Annotated in this window: 14 protein-coding genes; 3 read left to right on the top strand and 11 right to left on the bottom strand. The window is 60.0% G+C overall.

Translation table 11 applies throughout. The features are described from left to right. Window positions 1-44 precede the first annotated feature (44 nt). On the top strand, window positions 45-1,208 hold the full coding sequence (locus tag ACJ8M3_RS12585; protein ID WP_089196662.1) for a multidrug effflux MFS transporter: 1,164 nt from the start codon (window positions 45-47) through the stop codon (window positions 1,206-1,208). 3 nt (window positions 1,209-1,211) lie between these two features. Here ACJ8M3_RS12585 and ACJ8M3_RS12580 read toward each other — a convergent pair whose 3' ends face one another. The 6 genes from ACJ8M3_RS12580 to ACJ8M3_RS12555 form a co-directional block, all read right to left on the bottom strand. Continuing rightward, on the bottom strand, window positions 1,212-1,979 hold the full coding sequence (locus ACJ8M3_RS12580) for a thioesterase II family protein (RefSeq protein WP_033651117.1): 768 nt from the start codon (window positions 1,977-1,979) through the stop codon (window positions 1,212-1,214). A 63-nt stretch (window positions 1,980-2,042) separates the two neighbouring features. Next, window positions 2,043-2,780 carry a tryptophan 2,3-dioxygenase family protein gene (locus ACJ8M3_RS12575; RefSeq protein ID WP_033642125.1) on the bottom strand — a complete coding sequence of 246 codons (738 nt, stop codon included), beginning with the start codon at window positions 2,778-2,780 and terminating at the stop codon, window positions 2,043-2,045. After that, complete coding sequence (locus ACJ8M3_RS12570) at window positions 2,777-3,589, bottom strand: cyclase family protein (RefSeq protein WP_050594404.1); 813 nt, start codon at window positions 3,587-3,589, stop codon at window positions 2,777-2,779. Before ACJ8M3_RS12570 ends, ACJ8M3_RS12575 begins: the two co-directional genes overlap by 4 nt. Further along, window positions 3,576-9,284, bottom strand: coding sequence for a non-ribosomal peptide synthetase (locus tag ACJ8M3_RS12565; RefSeq protein WP_089196663.1), 5,709 nt, complete (start codon window positions 9,282-9,284; stop codon window positions 3,576-3,578). The genes ACJ8M3_RS12570 and ACJ8M3_RS12565 overlap by 14 nt, the downstream gene beginning before the upstream one ends. Before the next feature lie 68 nt (window positions 9,285-9,352). Next, window positions 9,353-10,288 (bottom strand): diiron oxygenase, encoded by a 936-nt coding sequence (locus ACJ8M3_RS12560; protein WP_033651120.1) that lies wholly within the window; start codon window positions 10,286-10,288, stop codon window positions 9,353-9,355. A 13-nt stretch (window positions 10,289-10,301) separates the two neighbouring features. Continuing rightward, on the bottom strand, window positions 10,302-10,586 hold the full coding sequence (locus ACJ8M3_RS12555; RefSeq protein WP_071845084.1) for a 2Fe-2S iron-sulfur cluster-binding protein: 285 nt from the start codon (window positions 10,584-10,586) through the stop codon (window positions 10,302-10,304). Between the two features lie 354 nt (window positions 10,587-10,940). Here ACJ8M3_RS12555 and dacB point away from each other — a divergent pair, with 354 nt between their 5' ends. Continuing rightward, window positions 10,941-12,407, top strand: a complete 1,467-nt coding sequence (gene dacB / locus ACJ8M3_RS12550) for a D-alanyl-D-alanine carboxypeptidase/D-alanyl-D-alanine endopeptidase (protein WP_089196664.1) — start codon at window positions 10,941-10,943, stop codon at window positions 12,405-12,407. Window positions 12,408-12,417: 10 nt separating this feature from the next. Here the strand turns inward: dacB and ybaK are convergent, their stop codons facing one another. The 3 genes from ybaK to copA form a co-directional block, all read right to left on the bottom strand. Beyond that, window positions 12,418-12,897 carry a Cys-tRNA(Pro)/Cys-tRNA(Cys) deacylase YbaK gene (ybaK, locus tag ACJ8M3_RS12545; protein WP_004940240.1) on the bottom strand — a complete coding sequence of 160 codons (480 nt, stop codon included), beginning with the start codon at window positions 12,895-12,897 and terminating at the stop codon, window positions 12,418-12,420. Between the two features lie 228 nt (window positions 12,898-13,125). Next, window positions 13,126-13,932 (bottom strand): TraB/GumN family protein, encoded by an 807-nt coding sequence (locus tag ACJ8M3_RS12540; RefSeq protein ID WP_442514688.1) that lies wholly within the window; start codon window positions 13,930-13,932, stop codon window positions 13,126-13,128. Between the two features lie 133 nt (window positions 13,933-14,065). Then, the gene (gene copA / locus ACJ8M3_RS12535) at window positions 14,066-16,777 is read right to left on the bottom strand and encodes a copper-exporting P-type ATPase CopA (RefSeq protein WP_089196665.1); all 2,712 of its coding nucleotides are present in this window, start codon (window positions 16,775-16,777) and stop codon (window positions 14,066-14,068) included. 107 nt (window positions 16,778-16,884) lie between these two features. Here copA and cueR point away from each other — a divergent pair, with 107 nt between their 5' ends. Further along, window positions 16,885-17,286, top strand: coding sequence for a Cu(I)-responsive transcriptional regulator (cueR, locus tag ACJ8M3_RS12530; protein WP_025301807.1), 402 nt, complete (start codon window positions 16,885-16,887; stop codon window positions 17,284-17,286). Here cueR and ACJ8M3_RS12525 read toward each other — a convergent pair. Continuing rightward, window positions 17,283-17,744: an NfeD family protein gene (locus ACJ8M3_RS12525; RefSeq protein WP_033642133.1), complete on the bottom strand. Its 462-nt coding sequence runs from the start codon at window positions 17,742-17,744 to the stop codon at window positions 17,283-17,285. The two genes, cueR and ACJ8M3_RS12525, sit on opposite strands and share 4 nt — an antisense overlap. Before the next feature lie 2 nt (window positions 17,745-17,746). Further along, entirely contained in the window at window positions 17,747-18,652 is a 906-nt protein-coding gene (locus ACJ8M3_RS12520; protein ID WP_004940203.1) for an SPFH domain-containing protein, read from the bottom strand. Window positions 18,653-18,865: the final 213 nt, after the last annotated feature.

The raw sequence follows: 18,865 nt of genomic DNA, 5'->3' as shown, positions 1-18,865 counted from the left end.
CAGATGCTACCTTGTGCAGCCTATTCTTGGCTACAGGATCTGTTATGCAACGTAAACTGACGCTGACGTTGGCGACGTCGATGATGATGTTTCCCCAGGTGGTGGAGACCATCTACAGCCCTGCATTGACGCATATTGCGCACGGTTTCCGGGTCAGTGCGGAAATGGCGGCGCAAACGCTCTCTTGTTACTTTTTCGCCTTTGCGCTGGGCGTGGTGGTATGGGGACGGATGTGCGACGTCATCGGACGCCGTCCCACCATTTTGGCCGGGCTGACGCTCTATCTGCTGGCTTCTCTCGTTGCGCTGTTCAGCGGCAGCTTCAGCGTACTGCTGGCCGCGCGGGTGCTGGCCGCCTTTGGCGCGGCGGTCGGTTCGGTCGGGACGCAAACGGCGATTCGCGATCGCTTCGACGGTTATGAATTGGCGCGGGTGTTCTCGGTGATGGGGATCGCCATGGCGATCAGCCCGGCGGTTGGCGTGTTGAGCGGCGCAGTGCTGACTCACTATTGGGGCTATCAGGGGGTGTTCGGCGGTTTGGCGCTGTTGGCGGCGCTGTTGCTGGGCTATGCCGGTTGGCAACTGCCGGAGACGCGTCCGCAACAGGTGGTGAAGAATTCATTTTTCGGCACGCTGGGACGGATGGTCAAGGACGGGGATATTTGGCTCAGCGCGCTGTTGGTGGCGTTGTTCAATATTTGCATGTTCAGCTATTACCAGCTGGCGCCATTCCACTTCTCGGCGTTGGCGCTGCCGGCACAGTGGTTCGGTTATACCGGTTTGGTGTTGGCGGCCGGGGTGGGTATCGGCGCGGCGATCAACAAGTTTTTGATCGGCAAGCACTGGCTGTTCCCCGCGCTGTTGATGCTGGCCTGCACGCTGTCGCTGGCCGGCGGCCTGCTGGTATTGCTGCTGGAAGGGACCTTGTGGTTCGTTCTGCCGATGATGCTGGTGGTGATGGCGTACGGCATCGCCATTCCCAATATTCTGGCGCGCGCGCTGCGCCATTATAAAGACTGCATGGGCACCGCCGGCGCCATCCTTGGCCTGATGTATTACCTGATGCTCGGCGGTGGCTTGGTGTTGGCGGGGCTGTCGCAGCACCTGGGCGCCGTGCTGTCGCTCTGCAGCCTCTGCGTGCTGCTGTTGGCGTGGCGGGTGGTGCACAACGAGCGTCGTTTGGCGATGCTTGAGAGTGAAAACGCCTGACGGCTATATGCTGGCCGGTTCACTCAGGTGGCCTGCCAGCAACTGGTGAATGCCGGCTATCACGGCGTCGCGCTGCGTGGTGATATACATATGCCCGCCGGCAAAAGTGCGCTGCTGAAAGTCGCCTTGCGCGATCCGGCGCCAGTCGAGCAAATCCTGCCGATCGATCAGCTCGTCGTTTTCACCATAGAACATCGCCAGCGGGGCGGGGTAACCCGGTTGCGCAGGGAAAAGCAATTGGCTGGACAGCATCAGATCGGCACGGATCAGCGGCAGATAGTAATCGAGCAGCGCGCTGTCGTCGATGAGCGACGCATCCAGACCCTCGCCGGCACATAGCGCGTTCAACAAAGCGGCACGCGGCATTCTCAGCAACGAACTGTGGCGCGCCAGGAAGGGCGATGAACTGGCGGAAATGATCAACTGCAGCGGCGGCTGAGGCAGCGCCATCGCTAACGCCAGCGCAACCCGTCCGCCAAGACTGTGGCCGAAAAAGATCAGCGGTTTGTCCTGCAGTGGCTGCAGTGCCGGCATCAGTTGATTGATGAGTGATTGGGGGTGACAGAGCGGCGCTTCGTTTGCCCGCTCCTCTCGACCGGGGTATTGCACGGCATAGAGTTCGATGTCCTGATGCAACGAGGGGCTCCACTCCTGAAAGGCAGTGGCGCCGGCGCCGGCGTGGGGAAAAGCGATCAGCCGCAGGCTGCCCTGGCGCCCTGGCGTCAGCGGTTTCAAGCTGCGTGGGGCGTTGGGGAAGTGGGTGCAATGCATGGCGAAATCCGTATTTTCAGGAGACCAAGGAAGCCTGAGCTTCCTTGGCGTTAAGGAACGCATTCAGTTGATGGCGTTCCACAATTCATCGAAGATCGGCGTGAACAGCGTAGATTTCAGATAGTCTGAACCCGATGAACCGCCAGTACCTTTCCGCTGCCCGATAGTACGTTCCACCAGTTTCACATGGCGATAACGCCACTCCTGCAGCAGTGAATCCAAATCCAGCAGTTGATTGAGCAGCAGCGACTCGCAGCTCGAACGCGTCAGCGATTGCCTGATGATGTCGTCGAAGCCCCGCGCCGTCTGATTGGGCTGGTCATTGAGACGCATCAGATGGCCGCGTATTGCCTGCCATAGTGAAACCGGTTGGATGATAGCCGCCAATCGGCGCTGTGCCTCTTCATCACCCTGATACTGCTGTAGTTTTTTCGGATTTTCCTTGCCGAGCAGCGCTTCTATGCCGGCGAACTGGTAGGATTGAAAACCGCTGGCGGTGCCGAGATAGCTGCGAAAACGCTGGAATTCGTGAAACTTCAGCGTGCAAATCACGGCGATCTGATTCACCACGGTTTGGGTAATGGCATTGACGCGCGTCATCGTTTCGATCGCCGCCGGTATATCTCCTTCTTCGATCTGCGCGATCGCCAGATGAAGCTCATCGATCAACTGCTTGAACCAGAGCTCGTAGGTTTGATGAGTGATGATAAACAAGTTTTCATTGCGGTGTTCCGCAGACGGCGAGGCTGGCTGTTGCAGCGACAGCAACTGGTTTAGCTGCAGATAGCTGGCGTAATTCATGATGTCACTTTCCCTGTAGAAAACGAAAATAAGATGGGCCGGCTGGGAAGGGCATCCCCGCTCAGATCCGGCAGTTGAAGGGTCAGAAAATAGTGTCCCGCCGTGGCCTGCGCGGGAACCTGAATCAGCTCGGTCACGGAGGCGTATTTGCGCCCTTCTTGCGGCCTGTCGGGGGCCTCAAGCCCCCAAAAACGGCGATGATTGTCCATGCGTCCGCCGTCGTATAGCCGGTCGATTGATGGAATATCCACCAACAGATGCTGGACACCGAGTTCGACGATGCGCGCCAGGGCTTGATGGCTGAAGTAGGGGGCGCAGGCCGCGGCGCGGAAATCGCTCGGCGCCTCGGTTGCTATCACCAAAGCCTGCAGGTAGTCGCCCGACAACGGCGCCAACGCGTCATCGAGTGCCGCCCGGGTAATCAGCCAATCTTCAGAGGCAGCGCTGGCGTTATAGCTCTCTGCAGTTGCGTCCGCTCGCTGCGGCCTGACGCGAATCAGGGTGGCGGCGATGAACGGTTCAAGCGGCAAATCCGCCACGTTGTGCGTTTCAGGAAGAATATGGCCGATGCATTCGGTGTGTGTGCCGTGGCAGTGCGGCACCAGGCTGATGCGCTCGGCGTTGCAGACCCCGCCATGACGCACGCTGGCGACGGTATCGCCGTAACTCAGCGGCGCCGAGTCGGCGGGAGCCACGCCATAAAGGTTGGTTGGGTTATCGGCGAAGTCCAGCCTGGCCGAGAGCCGCAGCGGCTCTCGGTGGTCAAGGTGATGACAACGCCCTTGGTGGTACACCTCAATGCGTTTCATCGGCGGCCTCGGCAGTTTTGCTCAAGGCCAGCGCGGTGAGTTCGCGGATCTGACTGTGCATGATGAATTCGCGGATAGTCAGCGAGACGCCCATCTGTTGACGAATGGCGTGCAGCAGCTGCGGGATCTGCAGTGAATTTCCACCCAGGCTGAAGAAGCTGTCGCAGACGCTGATCTGCGTCTGTGACAAGACTTGTTGCCAGATATGCTGCATGGCGCTTTCCGCCTCGTTGGCCGCAGGCGTGTAGTCCGCTTCCGAAGCCGAATAGCGGATTTCCGGTGCCGGTAACCGACGAATGTCGATTTTGTTGTTGTTGGTGAGCGGGAAGGCCGACAGCACCACAAAACCGGACGGGATCATGATATTCGGCAAACGGGCTTTCAGCGCCGCGCGCACCGCTTTTTCATTCAGCTCTGCTCCCGGCGTTAACTGCAGGTAGCTGACGATGCGGGCTTGCTGGTCTTCACCGACAATTAAACTGAGCGATCGCTCGATATTGTCGAGAGACGATAAACTGAGATCGATTTCGCTCAACTCGATGCGGTGACCGCGAATTTTGACCTGGTGATCGTTCCGGCCGAGATACTCCAGCTGCCCCTGTCGATTAAAACGCACAATGTCGCCGGTGCGGTACATATAGCGCTCGGCGCCGAACGCCTGACGCCGTAGAAAGACCTTATCGCTCAGCGTCGGGTTGCGCCAATACCCCGGCGATACCCCTGCGCCGCCCAGCCACAGCTCACCAAATGCGCCGCTTGGCAGCGGGTTGCCGGCCTGATCCATGACCAGAACCTCAGTCGCCTGGATCGGCGTGCCGATACAGTCGCTTGCGCCTTCGTGAGTCAGATCGGCGCAGGTCGACCAGATGGTGGTTTCCGTCGGGCCATACACCTGCAGCACCCGTGTCGCGATGCGTCGCAATTGCGTCAACAGGGCCGCCGGCATTTTCTCGCCGCCGCATAGCACGGTCAGGGGGCGTTGGCTCGCCGCCGGCAGGTGGTGGACGATGGTACTCCAGACGGTAGGTGTCGCTTGAATCACGCTGGGCTGCTGTTGCTCGATAAAGTGATACAGCTTGACCGGATCCATGGCGGTTTCTCGTGGACACAGCGTGACGTGCGCGCCGCCGGCCAGCGAGCAGAACAGTTCCAACCCAAAAATATCGAAACTGATGCTGGTCAGGCTGAGCACCTTATCGCGCGCGCTCAGCGCCAGCCGCCCGACGAAGTCGTTGGTGAAATTGTTCAGGTTGCCATGCGTGATCATCACCCCTTTGGGGTTACCGGTTGAGCCTGAGGTGTACATGATATAGGCCAGCGTATCGTCGGCTGGGATCGGCAACGCGTCGGCCGCTGCAGGATGAGAAACCAGCGAGTCGAAACCGACGGCGGGACTGGCCCAACCTTGCTCTGGCTCACCATCGGTCACCAGCAACCGGGCTTGCGCGTTCTCGATCATGTAGCTCACGCGGTCGGCCGGGTAGTGTACGTCAATCGGCACGTAGTGTTTGCCGGCTCTCAGCACGCCGAGCAGGAGCACGGCGACGTGGCAACTTTTCTCCATCATGACGCCGACCGAGAAAGGCCGGCTGTCGATGCGCAGCAAGGCATGCGCGACGCGTTCAGACTGCGCCCACAGCTGACGGTAGCTGTACTGATGCCGTTCGCAGCTGACGGCGAGGCTGTCAGGCTGGGTATGTGCCAACCGGCCAATTTGCACCAGCAGCGAGTCACGTGAGCCTGCGTCCGCGTTGACGGCCAACTGTTGCAGCCAATCTTGTTCCCGTTCGCATAGCGGGTTAAGGGCATGCTGCGCCGTATTGGCCGGCAGGGTGAGCAGTTGTTGCAGCGTTTGCTGATAGTTGTCCAACAGCATCTGCATGCTGGCGGGATAAAACAGTTCGCTGGCGTAATCGAGTTCGATGGCGACGGCGCCTTGTTCCACACTGAAGTTCCAGGTCATATCGAACATCGAGAAGCCCGATGAAAGCGGCAAGCGATGCAGCGTGCAATCGCGCAGGTTTTGTTGGCATACGTCGCCGGCGTTCTGCAGGATCGCCATGATTTGGAATAACGGATTTTTGTTCGACATCCGCTCGTATTCGATCTGGTGCAAGATCCGGTCGAACGAGAGCTGCTGATGCTGATAGGCGCCGATGCAGGTTTCCATCATGTTACCGATCAGCCCGGCGAGGGTGTCCTGTTCGCCCAGTTGGATACGCAGCGGAACGGTATTGACATGGAAGCCGCTGACTTGCGCCTGATCCAGGTTGTCCCGCGCTGCGATGGCGGTGCCGATGACGATATCCTGCTGCTGAGTATAACGGCTGAGCAGCAAACTTAATGCCGTGCAGAGCAAGGCGAAAGGCGTGGCGCCCAGCGCTTTGCCCCGTGACGCCAGCAGATCGGCGACGTCGGGCTGCAGCTGATAATGGATGCGCTCTCCGGCGTGCGTCGGCATTAGCGGGCGCGGTTTATCCAGCGGGAAGTCCAGTTCGCGGCAGTCTTGCAGTTGCTGTTGCCAATAAGCAACATCCGCCGGCGCGGGTGACGCGATGCCGCTATTGACGATGTCGATAGTTTGAATCTGCGGTTGCGGTGCGTCGAAGCCGTTGTGATTGTCGAGCTCGTTATAGCGCTGCCACAGATCGTTAAGGATCAGTTGTTCGCTCCAGGCATCGGTAATAATGTTGTGTTTTACCCAAATCAAAACATGGTGCTGCTGATGATACTGTACCAGCCGAAGCGCCAGTGGCGGCCGAGCGGTGATGTCGAAAGGCGTAGCACACAGTTGGCGCACCCACTTTTCTGCCGACTGCGTTTGGCCGTCCACCCAGTGGTCGGCAAGGCGAATCGGAGCATGCGGTTCTGCCAACTGATAGGCGACACCGTCGGTTTCGGCGAAACGAGTGCGCAGGCTTTCATGTTTTTCATAAATAAAATTGATCGCCTGCTCAAAGCGCGCCAGATCGAGCGGGCCCTGGATGTCTACCGCCAGCGGCAGGTTGTAACTGCAGTCGTCAGGATTCAATGCGCTCAGGTACCAGAGCAGGTTCTGCTGCGGGCTGAGCGGCGCGCGGCGTTCGTCGCAGATCGCGATGGCGCGCTCCGCGGCAACGGCCTTATTCTCGATATATTCGGCCAATTTGCGCACCGTATTGTGGCGGAACAGATCGGCGATGCTCAGGTGGCAGCAAAGATCGCGTGCGACGAGCGCGACGATTTTGCTCATAGTCAGCGAGTGCGCACCCAGGTTGATGAACTCCTGTGTGACGTCGGCTTGCGGACAGCCGATGGCGTTGGCCACGATGCGCTCGAGAATAGCCTCCGTTTCGGTTTCCGGCGGCGTCAAGCGCTCATTGCGCTCATCCAACGGCCAGTTTTCCAACTGTTGACGGGCGATCTTGCCATTGATGGTCAGCGGCAGCGCCGGCAAGAAAATAAAAACGCTGGGGATCGCGGCGGGGTGGAGCTGTGTGACCAACGCGTGACGCAGCGCGTCGATCGTCAGCTCAGGCGAAACGGGTTGCACGAAGGCGGCGAGAATTTTGCCCGAGGGCTGGCTGCGAGCGACCACGCAGGCGCTTTCAACCAGTGGGTGACTGCGGACGGCGCTTTCCACTTCTCCCATCTCGATGCGCACTCCGCGTATCTTCACCTGGTGATCGCGGCGGCCGACGAAAATAATGTTGCCCTGTTCGTCCCATTTGGCGATGTCGCCGGTTCGATAAAGACGCTCTTCGGCCGCCATATACGGTAGCCGACAGGTAATGAACTTCTCTGCGCTCAGCGCCTCTTGATGCAGGTAACCGTGCGCCAGGCCGCTGCCGGCGATGCACAGTTCGCCCTCAAAACCGACCGGCAGTGGATTATGGTGGGGATCAAGGATGTGGCAACGGTAGTTTTTCAGCGGTTTGCCAATGCAGTTCCAGGGAACGCCGGGACGATACTCGCACAGCGAAGTGGCAATGGAAGCCTCGGTCGGCCCGTAACCGTTGCACAATCGGGTGCGTTCGGCCCACCAGGCAACGACGTCCGCAGGCGGGGCGTCTCCCATGACAATCATCGTCCGCAGCCCCGGCCACATTTCGCGGGGCAACAATTCCAGAATTGCCGGTGTAATAGTGATATGGCCGATATCGTGTTGAGTCAGATAGTCGTGCAGCGCGCCGACATCGGTATGCAGCTCCGAAGGCGCCAGATAAAGCGTCGCGCCGCTGACCAACGCGCCATAGACGTCCCAGCCGAAGGCGTCGAAACCCAGCGAGGCAATGGCCAGCACGCGGCTGCCTTGCGCCAGTCCAATGAAATTGCGGTGGTTTTGCGCCACGTTGCTCAGGCCTTCACGCCCGATCATGACGCCTTTGGGCTTGCCTGTCGTCCCGGAGGTATAGCAGACGTAGGCCAGTGCGTCTCGCGATTGAGGGAGTTGCTCCGCATGGATGTTCAGCGAACGGTAATCAATGCTTGATGGCGCAATGCACGGCACGTCGCCGGAGTGCAACGGCGAGTCGGCCAAAATCAGCGCAGGCTGCACGTCGTCAAGAATGCTTTGATTGCGCGCCGCTGGCGCCTGCGGGTCGAGCAGTACATAGGTTTTATTGCTTTTCAGTATCCCCAACAGCACGATCAGCAGCGTCGCTGACTTGTCCATCGAGACGGCGACGACCGCACTGGCGGCGCTGCTGTGTTCAAGCAGCCAACAGGCAAACTGATCCGAGGCGCGATCGATTTCGCCATAGCTGTATGTCTGGCCATCGGCATGCAGCGCGGCCTGTTGCGGATGAGCGGTGGCGGCATGACGGAACAACGCGATGACGTCGTGCGCCAGGAGCTCGGCATCGTCGGTTGCGTTGAATTGGCTCAGACGATGCAACGTTTGAGGTTGAGTAACAATGGGCGCGGCGGCGGGATCGGCCGGATCTGCCAATAGCGCGTCAAGATAGTCGGTGAACGCGTTGAAACGCATGTCGTCGCCATACAGGGTGAGCTGAGTGCCGTCACCGCAAGCCGCGACGTCGACCATCGCTCGTGGCTGGGCATAGCGTCCCTGTTTGAGCGCGCCGGTTTCATTAAAGAAGAAATGTTGCAACTGTGCGGGGGTCGTGATGTCCGCCACCGGTACCGTATGGAAGTCGGCGCCGGGTTGCCAGGTGAGATGGCAGAGATCGCTGCCGCAACGTCCCTGCATCTGATCGCCAAGGCGTTCCATCAGCAATGCGGTCAATTCGCGCATGCGCGTCGGTGATTCGGCATAGTATTTACGCGCCAAGCGGTAGGGAAGTTCTTGTATCGGCGGTATACCGCCACGCGACAGCTCGACTACAATGTCGACAAGCCTTTCCTGCAGCAGGGGAAGCTGGGCGTCAGCGGCCAGATCGGACAGCGCGTCGCACAGATAAGCGGCTTGGCCGGCGGAGCTAAAGTACAGAGAAAAGTGTTCTTGGTTTTGCAGGGTGTCAATGTCGTTAATATTTTTTTTATTGGTTACCAGCGTCAGCAGGTTTTTCCCCTGCTGTTGCAGCCGTCGTATTGTTTCAGCGTTATTTTCAGTGGTGATAATAAGGTCGAGCTTTTCGGTTGGACGGCGTTCGAGACTGATAAAGCTAACCTGATGGCCGTATTCCTGGATTTCGTCGGTTAATAATTTACCGCAGGCGCTGTCGCCGAAATAGCCAATATTAAGTAATTCCATTTTTGCTTCCTGAGAATAATGGTTTCCCTTGCGGAATATCAAAGATGCTGAGTTTTTATATCGGTCAATTAGATTTTTGCATGCAGCGCATCGGCGATAGGCAGATCAGCCAGAATGCCCGATTTATTCAGCGCCACCAACATTTGCTCCGTGACGATATTATTGGTTTCCCACGGTTTAACATGCGTTGCTGGATAAGTATCTGCGATGATGTCGATAATTTCCGCTTCTGTCAGTCCGAGTTGGCGCAACATGCAGGCGCTGAAATCTTTGGCGATAGCGTCGGTTGCGTAGCCTTCCAGGAAAGCCAAAATCGGTTGTTGCAACGCTTGCTTGGTGGCCGCGTCGCTGTGGCGCCAGATATGGCTCAGCACCTGCTGTGAGAAGCGAGCATGGCGGCCTTCATCCGCAACGTGATCTTTCATCACCAGATAGAAGGTCGGGAAAATATCTTCGTTGTTGATCACATCGATCAGATCGGTCGTCAGCGCCTGCTCCGACAGGGACACGCAAACCAGTCGCAGCAGTTCGCGCAGCCGTTCGTCCCCCATTGCCAACGATTGCGCCAGGGCATAGGAGGCCTCGGTGTCTTTTGGCATCGGCAGCGGCGCAATGGATGTCATCTGCTCTACCTGATTGATCAGATCCAGCGCCACCAGGGCGTGATAGGACTCATCCACGACCACGGTCAGCGCGTCTAAGCGCATTTCAAGCGGAAAGTCTACGCCGACTGCGTTTTTGTAGAGCTTGTAACTGGAATCATTGATGATATCCAACTCGATGTTGGCGATGCCATTCAGGTAATGGTAGAGGGTTTGTACCTGAATATAGCGCAATGCTTGTTCACCGAGCGCGGCAACGCGCGGATGGAGGCACAGCGGCAGACGTTCGAGGGGGAAGAAAAGGGTTGATTGGCTGTCCTGTTCGTTGAGAAGGCGACGCGGGCGGGAGCGGACAATCGCGGCGCGATCCCATTTTTTCAACGTGGTTTCAATGAGGCTCATCGGTTAATCCTTATTAATAGAGTTCTATTTCAATATCCGATTGTGAATAGGCGCAGCAGGCCAGAATAATATTCTCTTCTAACTCCTCTTCGCATAAGGCACTCTGTTTTTCATGGCGTATATTTCCGCTGATTAGAAGTAATTTGCAACAGCCGCACCTCCCCTTTCGGCATAGGTTGGGAATGTCGATATTTAATCTTTCAAAGTTTTCAAGCAGCGACGTTTCAGGACAAAAGTCACCGATGCCCGCGCCATCAAAAATAACTTGATGGCCATCGGGCCCTGTATTTGCAGACATGGCGTGTTATTCCCTATGGAAGTCAGTGAGTGAGATCACATTTTAAAATTCATATAAGTAAATTGTTATTAATAATAGGTTGTGAGTTTTAATGGGGAGTAACGATAGCTTTGGCTTTGTTTATTGTCAACACGACACATTAAAAACATTAACATTATATTAAAGGTTGTTTCACATAATATAGTTCATATTCAAACTTTATTGCCTGGATTGTTTAGCAATTCTTATTATTGCTTGTTTTATAATATCAATAGGCAAAAATCGTTGTTCAGTGAATGGAAAACAGGACGTCGCCGCCTTCCAATGATAGCCTGAGCGACAATTTGGTTTTGATAACGCAAACAGGAAGATGACATGTTGAAAACCGCAGGCTGGCTGCTGCCCGCCATCGTGGCGCTGGCGGGGTGTTCGTCATCCGGCGAACGTCATGGACAAACCCTCAGCCAGGCGCTGGCGGCCCTCGGCCAGGACAAGGCGTTGGCCGGGGCGTCGAACGGCGTGATGGTGCGCGATGCCGACAGCGGCAAGGTGCTGTATCAGGCGCACGCGGAGCAGCGTTTGGCGCCGGCTTCCAACATGAAGATATTCACTTCTTTGGCGGCGTTCGGCGTGCTGGGGGCGGATTACCGGTTTGAAACCCGGCTGCTGACCGCCGGCGAGCAGCGCGGCGACACGTTGCGGGGAGATCTCTATCTGCAGGGCAGCGGCGATCCGACGCTGCATCCGGACGATCTCGATACCTTCGCCGCGGCGCTGGCGCAGCGCGGCATCCGTCATATACAGGGGCGGTTGTTGCTGGACGCCGGCGCCTTCGATCAAACGCCATTCGGCGCCGGCTGGAGCTGGGACGATGAACCCTTCGCCTTCGCTGCGCCGATCTCGGCGCTGAACTATGCCTTTACCCCCGGCGGCGATATCAACGTGGTGCAGGTGGATGTGCGGCCGGGCGCTCGCGCCGGCGCGCCGGGACGGGCGAGCTTCTATCCCGCCAATGACGCGGTGACGCTGGTCAATCGCACCACCACCGGCAGTGACACCGCGCTGACGTACGAGCGCCGGCCGGGCAGCAACCGGATCGTGGTCAGCGGCACCATCGCCGCACAGGCGGAGGCCAGCTCGCGATTGATTACCGTCGATCAACCGGCCCTCGTCGTCGGCGCTTTATTGCAACATGCTCTGCGCGCGCACGGCATCACCCTGCGCGGCAACGCTGAAGAGGGCGTGACGCCGGCCGGCGCACAGCTGCTGGCGCAAAAAACCTCGCCGCCGCTCTCCCGCCTGGTCGTCACCTTCCTGAAAGTGTCCAATAACGGCTACGGCGAGATATTGACTAAGGCGATGGGCCTCAAGACGCAGGGCAAAGGGGATTGGGCCGCCGGCCTTCAGGCGATAAACGGATTTGTGCAAAGCCAGGGCATCGCGGCCGACGCGTATCGCCAGGTGGACGGTTCAGGGCTGTCGCGCATGAACCAGATCACGCCGCAACAGCTGACGACGCTGCTGCTGGCGGCCAGAAAACAGCCGTGGTTCGCCGACTGGTATCGCGCCTTGCCCGTCGCGGGCGAGCCGGGGTTGCTGGTAGGCGGCACGCTGCGTAACCGCATGGTGAAAAGCGCGGCGGCGGGGCGCGCTCACGCCAAGAGCGGTTCCATGACCGGCGTATCGTCGCTCAGCGGCTATGTTGATTCGGCGACCGGGCGGCCGCTGGCGTTCGCCATCATCAGCAATAACTATCTGGTGCCCGGCGCGCAGGTGAAGGCGCTGGAGGACCGCTTGGTGGAAACGCTGGCGGCCTGTGACGACACGGTGGTGTGCCGCTGAGTACGCGGCGTCAGTCGCGTTTGGCGATGTCGGCGAAGCTGCCGGCCAGCAGGCGGCACAGATCGGCGGCGGCCAGCTCAATATCCAGCCCGCGTTTGCCGCCGGAAACGTAAATGGTGGCGAACGCTTGCGCCGGGCTGTCGATCACCGTCGGCAGCCGTTTTTTCTGCCCCAGCGGGCTGATGCCGCCCACCAGATACCCGGTGACGCGCTGCGCCAGCTGCGGATCGGCCATCTCGGCCTTTTTGGCGCCGAGGGCGCGGGCAACCTTTTTCAGATCCAACTGGGTTGCGACCGGCGTGACCGCCACCGCCAGGTGTTTGGCGTCGCCGTTCAGCGCCACCAGCAAGGTTTTGTAAACCCGATCGGCATCCAGCCCCAGCTTTCTCACCGCCTCATCGCCGAAGTTGGTTTCGTCGCTGTCGTGGTGATAAGGATGGAGGGTGAAGGCGACCTTTTGTTTCTCAAGCAGAACGACTGCGGGCGTCATGATGTGTTGTCCAAAATGTCCCCGGTGGGGAAAGGGTGATAACCAGCCTTAAAAATACAAAAATCCAACCAGCCCGGCAACCTGAGCGGCTGTTACATAAAGCGGGTTGCCAAGATATTCACCGGGTTGCTACCCTGTTTACTGTAACCGTTAACACGGTTGCTATGCGTATAACTAGAATACAAGAAATTCCTCTTTGACTGGCCAATAGCGATATTGGCCACTTTTTTACCCCTGCGGCTGCAGCATCGCCGGCAGGTTATCCTCGCCATACAGGTGCAATGCGCCAACCGCCACCACATAGTCTCCGGCCGGCAGCGTCTCCAGCTGACGCCGCCAGTCGCGATTGCGTTGATGCATCAGCACGTCGTAAAGCCCGGCGCTGAAGGTGGCCGGCAGCGTGTCCAGCGTGCCGCGCGGTTTGGCGTCCAGCCACCAGCTCACCATGGTTTGCAGCAGCCGCGCGTTGGTATGCCAGTGCTCCAGCGTATCGCGCAGCAGCGCGATGCCGCCTTCCGGCAGCTGTTCCAGCAGCGCCAACTGCTGCTGCGCCCCCTCGAGTTCGATCACCGGTTTGTCCTGCGCTCTGGCGGCCTGCAGCAGCTGATAATCTACGCCGTACTCTGCGCGCAGCCCCAGACGCTGAGCCTGCCGCGCCTGCATCATCAGCGCCACCTGCCAGCCGGGCAGGGTGGCGAAGGCGTGCGGATCGGCGCCCAATTCGTGGCACAGCGCCAGCAGCTGTTGATATTCTTCGGCGGACAGGCGCTGTTCCAGCGCCGGCTGCAGCTCGGCGTGGTCGAAAGGCGAGGCGGAATCGGTGATATCGGCTTCGACGATCAGCGCGTCGGCCTGTTGCAGCCGGGCGGCCAGCCGGGGCGGCAGCGGCGACATATCGACGGTGCCCATATGGATGCTGCCCACCAGATGGAGCCGACGCTCGCCCGGCAGAGTGATGTCCAGCGCCGGATAAGCGTAACTTTTGGGCGAGATCAGGCCGAGAAAGGCGGCGAGGCGGCGTAACAGTTGACCCATACGGCGTGGCTCCTGAATAACGGGTGCGCGTTTTCGCGTGCAAGGCGAGGGAAAATCGTCATTCATGCTAAACGCTATCCGCCGCGCAGGGAAGCCCGGAAAACAGCGGGGCGCCTTGACGACGCCCCGGAGCTTACTTCCTGGGTTTAAAACGCAGCAGCCGGTTGGCGTTGCTGACCACGGTAATGGACGACAGCGCCATCGCCGCGCCCGCCACCACCGGGCTGAGCAGCGTGCCGGTCAGCGGATAGAGCACGCCGGCGGCGATCGGAATGCCCAGCGTATTGTAGATAAAGGCGCCGAACAGGTTCTGCTTCATGTTGCGCAGCGTGGCCTTCGACAGTTCCACCGCATCCGCCACCCCGTGCAGGCTGTGACGCATCAGGGTGATGGCGGCGGTCTCGATGGCGATGTCGCTGCCGCCGCCCATCGCGATGCCCACGTCGGCCTGCGCCAGCGCCGGGGCGTCGTTGATGCCGTCGCCGACCATTGCCACGCGTTGGCCCTGCGCCTGCAGCTGTTTGATCGCCGCCGCTTTGCCGTCCGGCAGCACGCCGGCAATCACCCGATCGATACCGGCCTCTTTGGCGATGGCGTTGGCGGTCACCGGGTTGTCGCCGGTCAGCATCACCAGCTGATATCCCTGCTGGTGCAGGCGCTGCAGCGCCGCTACGCTGTCCTCGCGCAGCGGATCGCGAATGGCGAACAGCGCAGCCGGTTTACCGTCAACGGCCAGCAGCACCGGCGTCACGCCGCGTTCGGCCTGGGCGCGCATCGGCGCCTCCAGTTCGTCGGCCGCGACCTGATGTTGTTTCAGCAGCGCGGCGTTGCCCAGCAGCACCTGCACGCCGTCGATCTCCCCGCTGACGCCGGCGCCGCGCAGGGTGCGGAACTGCGCCACCTGCGGCAGCGTTTGCCCGGCGGCGCGTTCCATGATGGCGCGCGCCAGCGGGTGATTGGAGCCTTGTTCCAGCGCGGCGGCCCAGCCGAGCGCCTGCTGTTCGCTGACCTGATTGAAGGTCAGGATCTCCACCACCTGCGGTTTCCCTTCCGTCAGGGTGCCGGTTTTATCGAACACCAGGGTATCCAACTGGCTGGCCTGCTGCAGGGCGTCGGCGTCGCGCACCAGCACGCCGAATTCCGCCGCGCGGCCCACGCCGGAGATGATCGACATCGGCGTCGCCAATCCTAACGCACATGGGCAGGCGATGATCAGCACCGTGGTGGCGATCACCAGCGTATAGACCAGCTGCGGCTGCGGACCAAAGAAGTACCACACCGCTGCGCTGAACAGGGCGATCGCCACCACCGCCGGCACGAACACCGCCGAGACGCGGTCGGCCAACTGGCCAATCGCCGGCTTACTGCTCTGCGCTTGACGCACCAGTTTGATGATGCGCGCCAGCGTGGTTTGGCTGCCGATGGCGGCGGCGCGGAACAGCACGCTGCCGTCGTCGACTACCGTCCCGGCATGCACCGTGTCGCCGGGGCCTTTTTGCTGCGGCACCGCTTCGCCGGTCAGCATCGCTTCATCGAGCCAGACTTCGCCCTGCACGATTTCACCGTCGACCGGCACGCGATCGCCGGTGGTCAGCCGCAGCGTCATGCCGAGCTGCACCTCCGCCAGCGGAATATCGCTCTCGCCGTCGTCAGTCACCAGCCGCGCGGTGGGCGGCGTCAGATCGAGCAGCCGCTCCAGCGCCTGCGAAGAACGCTGGCGGGCGCGCTGTTCCAACGCATGGCCGAGGTTGATCAAACCGATGATCATCGCGCTGGCCTCGTAATAGAGGTGACGCGCCTCCATCGGGAAGAAATCGGGCCAAATGTTGACGGCGATCGAATAGAGCCAGGCGGCGCCGGTGCCGAGCGCCACCAGGGTATCCATGGTGGCGCTGCCGTTCATCAATGCGCGCCAGGCGTTGCGGTAGAAGTGCCCGCCGGCGAACACCATCACCGCCAGGGTAATGACGCCGACCAGCAGCCAGGGGCGCTGGGTTTCCGGCGTCAGCGTCATGCTGCCGCCGAACAGCCCCCAGGCCATCAGTGGGATACCCAACGCCAGCCCCAGCGCCGCCTGCCAGCTAAAGCGCTTCATGTTGGCGCGTGCGGTCTGTTGCTGACGTTCGCGGCGTTCGGTTTCGTCCTGAATCATCTCGGCGCCGTAGCCGGCTTTTTCCACCGCCGCCACCAGCGCCTGCGCATCGGCGGCGCCGGTCACCAGCGCGCTGCGCTCCGCCAGGTTGACGCGCGCATGCTCCACGCCGGGAACGCTTTGCAGCGCCTGCTGCACCTTATTGACGCAGCTGGCGCAGGTCATGCCGCTGAGCAGCAGCTGTACGCTGTCGTCCGCGCTGTCGGTTGCCGGAAGAGAAGGCTGCGCCGCTGGCTGAACGTCCGGCAACGAAGGTGTTGCGTCAGTCAACGGCTCAGTTTTTGGGACGACGGCGCCCGCCACGCTGGCGTGATAACCGGCATGTTCCACCGCGGCGATCAGCGCCTGCGGATCGGCATCGCCGTACACTTTCGCGTTGTCGATCTCGACGTCGGCGGCGAACACGCCCGGCACCGCTTCCAGCGCCTTGCGGGTGCTGCCGACGCAGTGCATGCAGCTCAGGCCGCTCAGCTGCAGTTCGGTGTCGGCGCGCGGCGCGACTTCTGCCTGATAGCCGGCGGCGATCACGCTGTCGATCAATGCGCTGTCCGGCGCTTCGCCGGTCACTTTGGCGTAATGGACGTTAACCTCCGCCTGTTCGACATCGCTGCGGCTTTCCAGGGCTTTTTTCACCCGCTGCGCGCAGTTCATGCAGGACAACCCCTGCAATGCCAGCATAGTGGTGTGTGACATGATTGAACTCCTTGCGTAGAGGCGGTGTTTAAAGGTTGACCGCCTGACCTGTTTTCACTAAGAATGGAGCTTAAACCTTCCAGCAAGGGTAAGGTCAAGGAGGGAAAATGAATATTAGCGACGTAGCGAAAAAAACCGGGTTAACCAGCAAGACGATTCGTTTTTACGAAGAGAAAGCGTTGATTACCGCCCCGATTCGCAGCGACAACGGTTACCGCCACTATTCCGCCAAGCATGTCGAAGAGCTGACGCTGCTGCGTCAGGCGCGGCAGGTGGGCTTCAACCTGGACGAGTGCCGCGAACTGGTAGCGTTGTTCAACGATCCGGCCCGCCACAGCGCCGACGTGAAGGCGCGCACGCTGCAGAAGGTGGCGGAGATCGAAAAGCACATCAGCGAGCTGGGGAACATGCGCCAGCGCCTGTTGACGCTGGCGGAACAATGCCCGGGCGACGAGGGGGCGGAGTGCCCCATCATCAATAACCTGGCGGGGTGTTGTCGTTCTAATTAACGGCTGATGGCGCGGATCACCAGCGTGACCCCTTCCACCGCCACCACTTCCACTTCGGTGCCGGCGGGCAGATCTTCCGCCGCCTGCGCGCGCCAGCTGCTGTCACCGATATTAATGCGCCCCATGCCGTTGTGCATCGGCTCCGTCAGCGTGGCGCGGGTGCCGATCAACTGACGGTTGCGCTGGTTGAGCACCGGCGAACCGCCGGATGCGGCCGCCGGGCGGCGACGCAGCCAGTACCACCACAGATAGGCGACGACGACGGTCAGGACGGCGAAGATCACGCCTTGCCATTCCCAGGAAAGCGGTGGCAGCAGCCAGATCAAGGCGCCGACCAACAGCGCCGCCACGCCGCTCCACAGCAGGTAGCCGCCGGCGCCGAGCATTTCCGCCGCCAGCAGCACGCCCCCGAGGGAGAGCCAGAACCACAGCGGATTCGCCGCGATCAGTTCGAGCATGATTATTTGCCTTTGCTTTCTTTCAGCAGTTCGGTAATGCCGCCGATCGAGCCGAGCAGGCTGCTGGCGTCCAGCGGCATCATCACCACCTTGCTGTTGTTGGAGGAACCGATCTTCTGCAGCGCATCGGTGTATTTCTGCGCCACGAAGTAGTTCACCGCCTGAATGTTGCCGCTGGCGATGGCGTCGGACACCAACTGGGTGGCGCGCGCCTCGGCCTCGGCGGCGCGTTCACGCGCTTCCGCCTGCAGGAACGCCGACTGGCGTTCGCCCTCGGCCTTCAGGATCTGCGATTGCTTCTCCCCTTCGGCGCGCAGAATGGCCGCCTGACGCACCCCCTCCGCCTCCAGGATGTCGGCGCGCTTGGTGCGCTCGGCCTTCATCTGGGCGTTCATCGAGGCGATCAGTTCCGCCGGCGGCCGCACGTCGCGGATCTCGATACGGGTGATTTTCACCCCCCAAGGGTTGGTCGCTTCATCGACGATGTGCAACAGGCGGCTGTTGATGCTGTCGCGCTGCGACAGCATTTCGTCCAGCTCCATCGAGCCGAGCACGGTGCGGAAGTTGGTCATGGTCAGGTTGACGATCGCCTGTTCGAGGTTGCTGACCTCGTAGGCGGCGCGCGCCGGATCGACCACCTGGATAAAGCACACCGCGTCGATGGCGACGTTGGCGTTATCGCGGGAAATCACCTCTTGGGAAGGGATGTCCAGCACCTGCTCCATCATGTTGATTTTGCGGCCGATGCGGTCCATGAACGGCACCACCAGGTTCAGGCCCGGCATCAGCGTTTTGGTGTAGCGGCCGAAGCGTTCTACCGTCCATTGGAACCCCTGCGGCACAATTTTGACGCCGGCGAACACCACAATCAGCGCGACGACGATCACGATGGGAATAAAAGTAAGCATGCAAACCTCCTGTCAGACATATGTAAACAGATATTACGACAGCGCCGGAAAAATGCCTACTGATACCGCGACTTAATCCAGGGCACCGACCAAACCCGCGATCAGCGGATCCCGCGTCTGGAACAGAGTGTTGTCACGACAAGTGTGGCACAGCTGAAAAATAAGTATGCCTAAATGGCATGATTTCAATAATTTTTATTCATTTCATGATGT

Origin of the sequence: Serratia sp. CY55921, assembly GCF_052167655.1 — a bacterium.
GTDB classification, from domain to species: domain Bacteria; phylum Pseudomonadota; class Gammaproteobacteria; order Enterobacterales; family Enterobacteriaceae; genus Serratia; species Serratia ureilytica.
The sequence above is the reverse complement of the archived record's forward strand: the minus strand, read 5'-3'. Positions and strand labels throughout refer to the sequence as shown.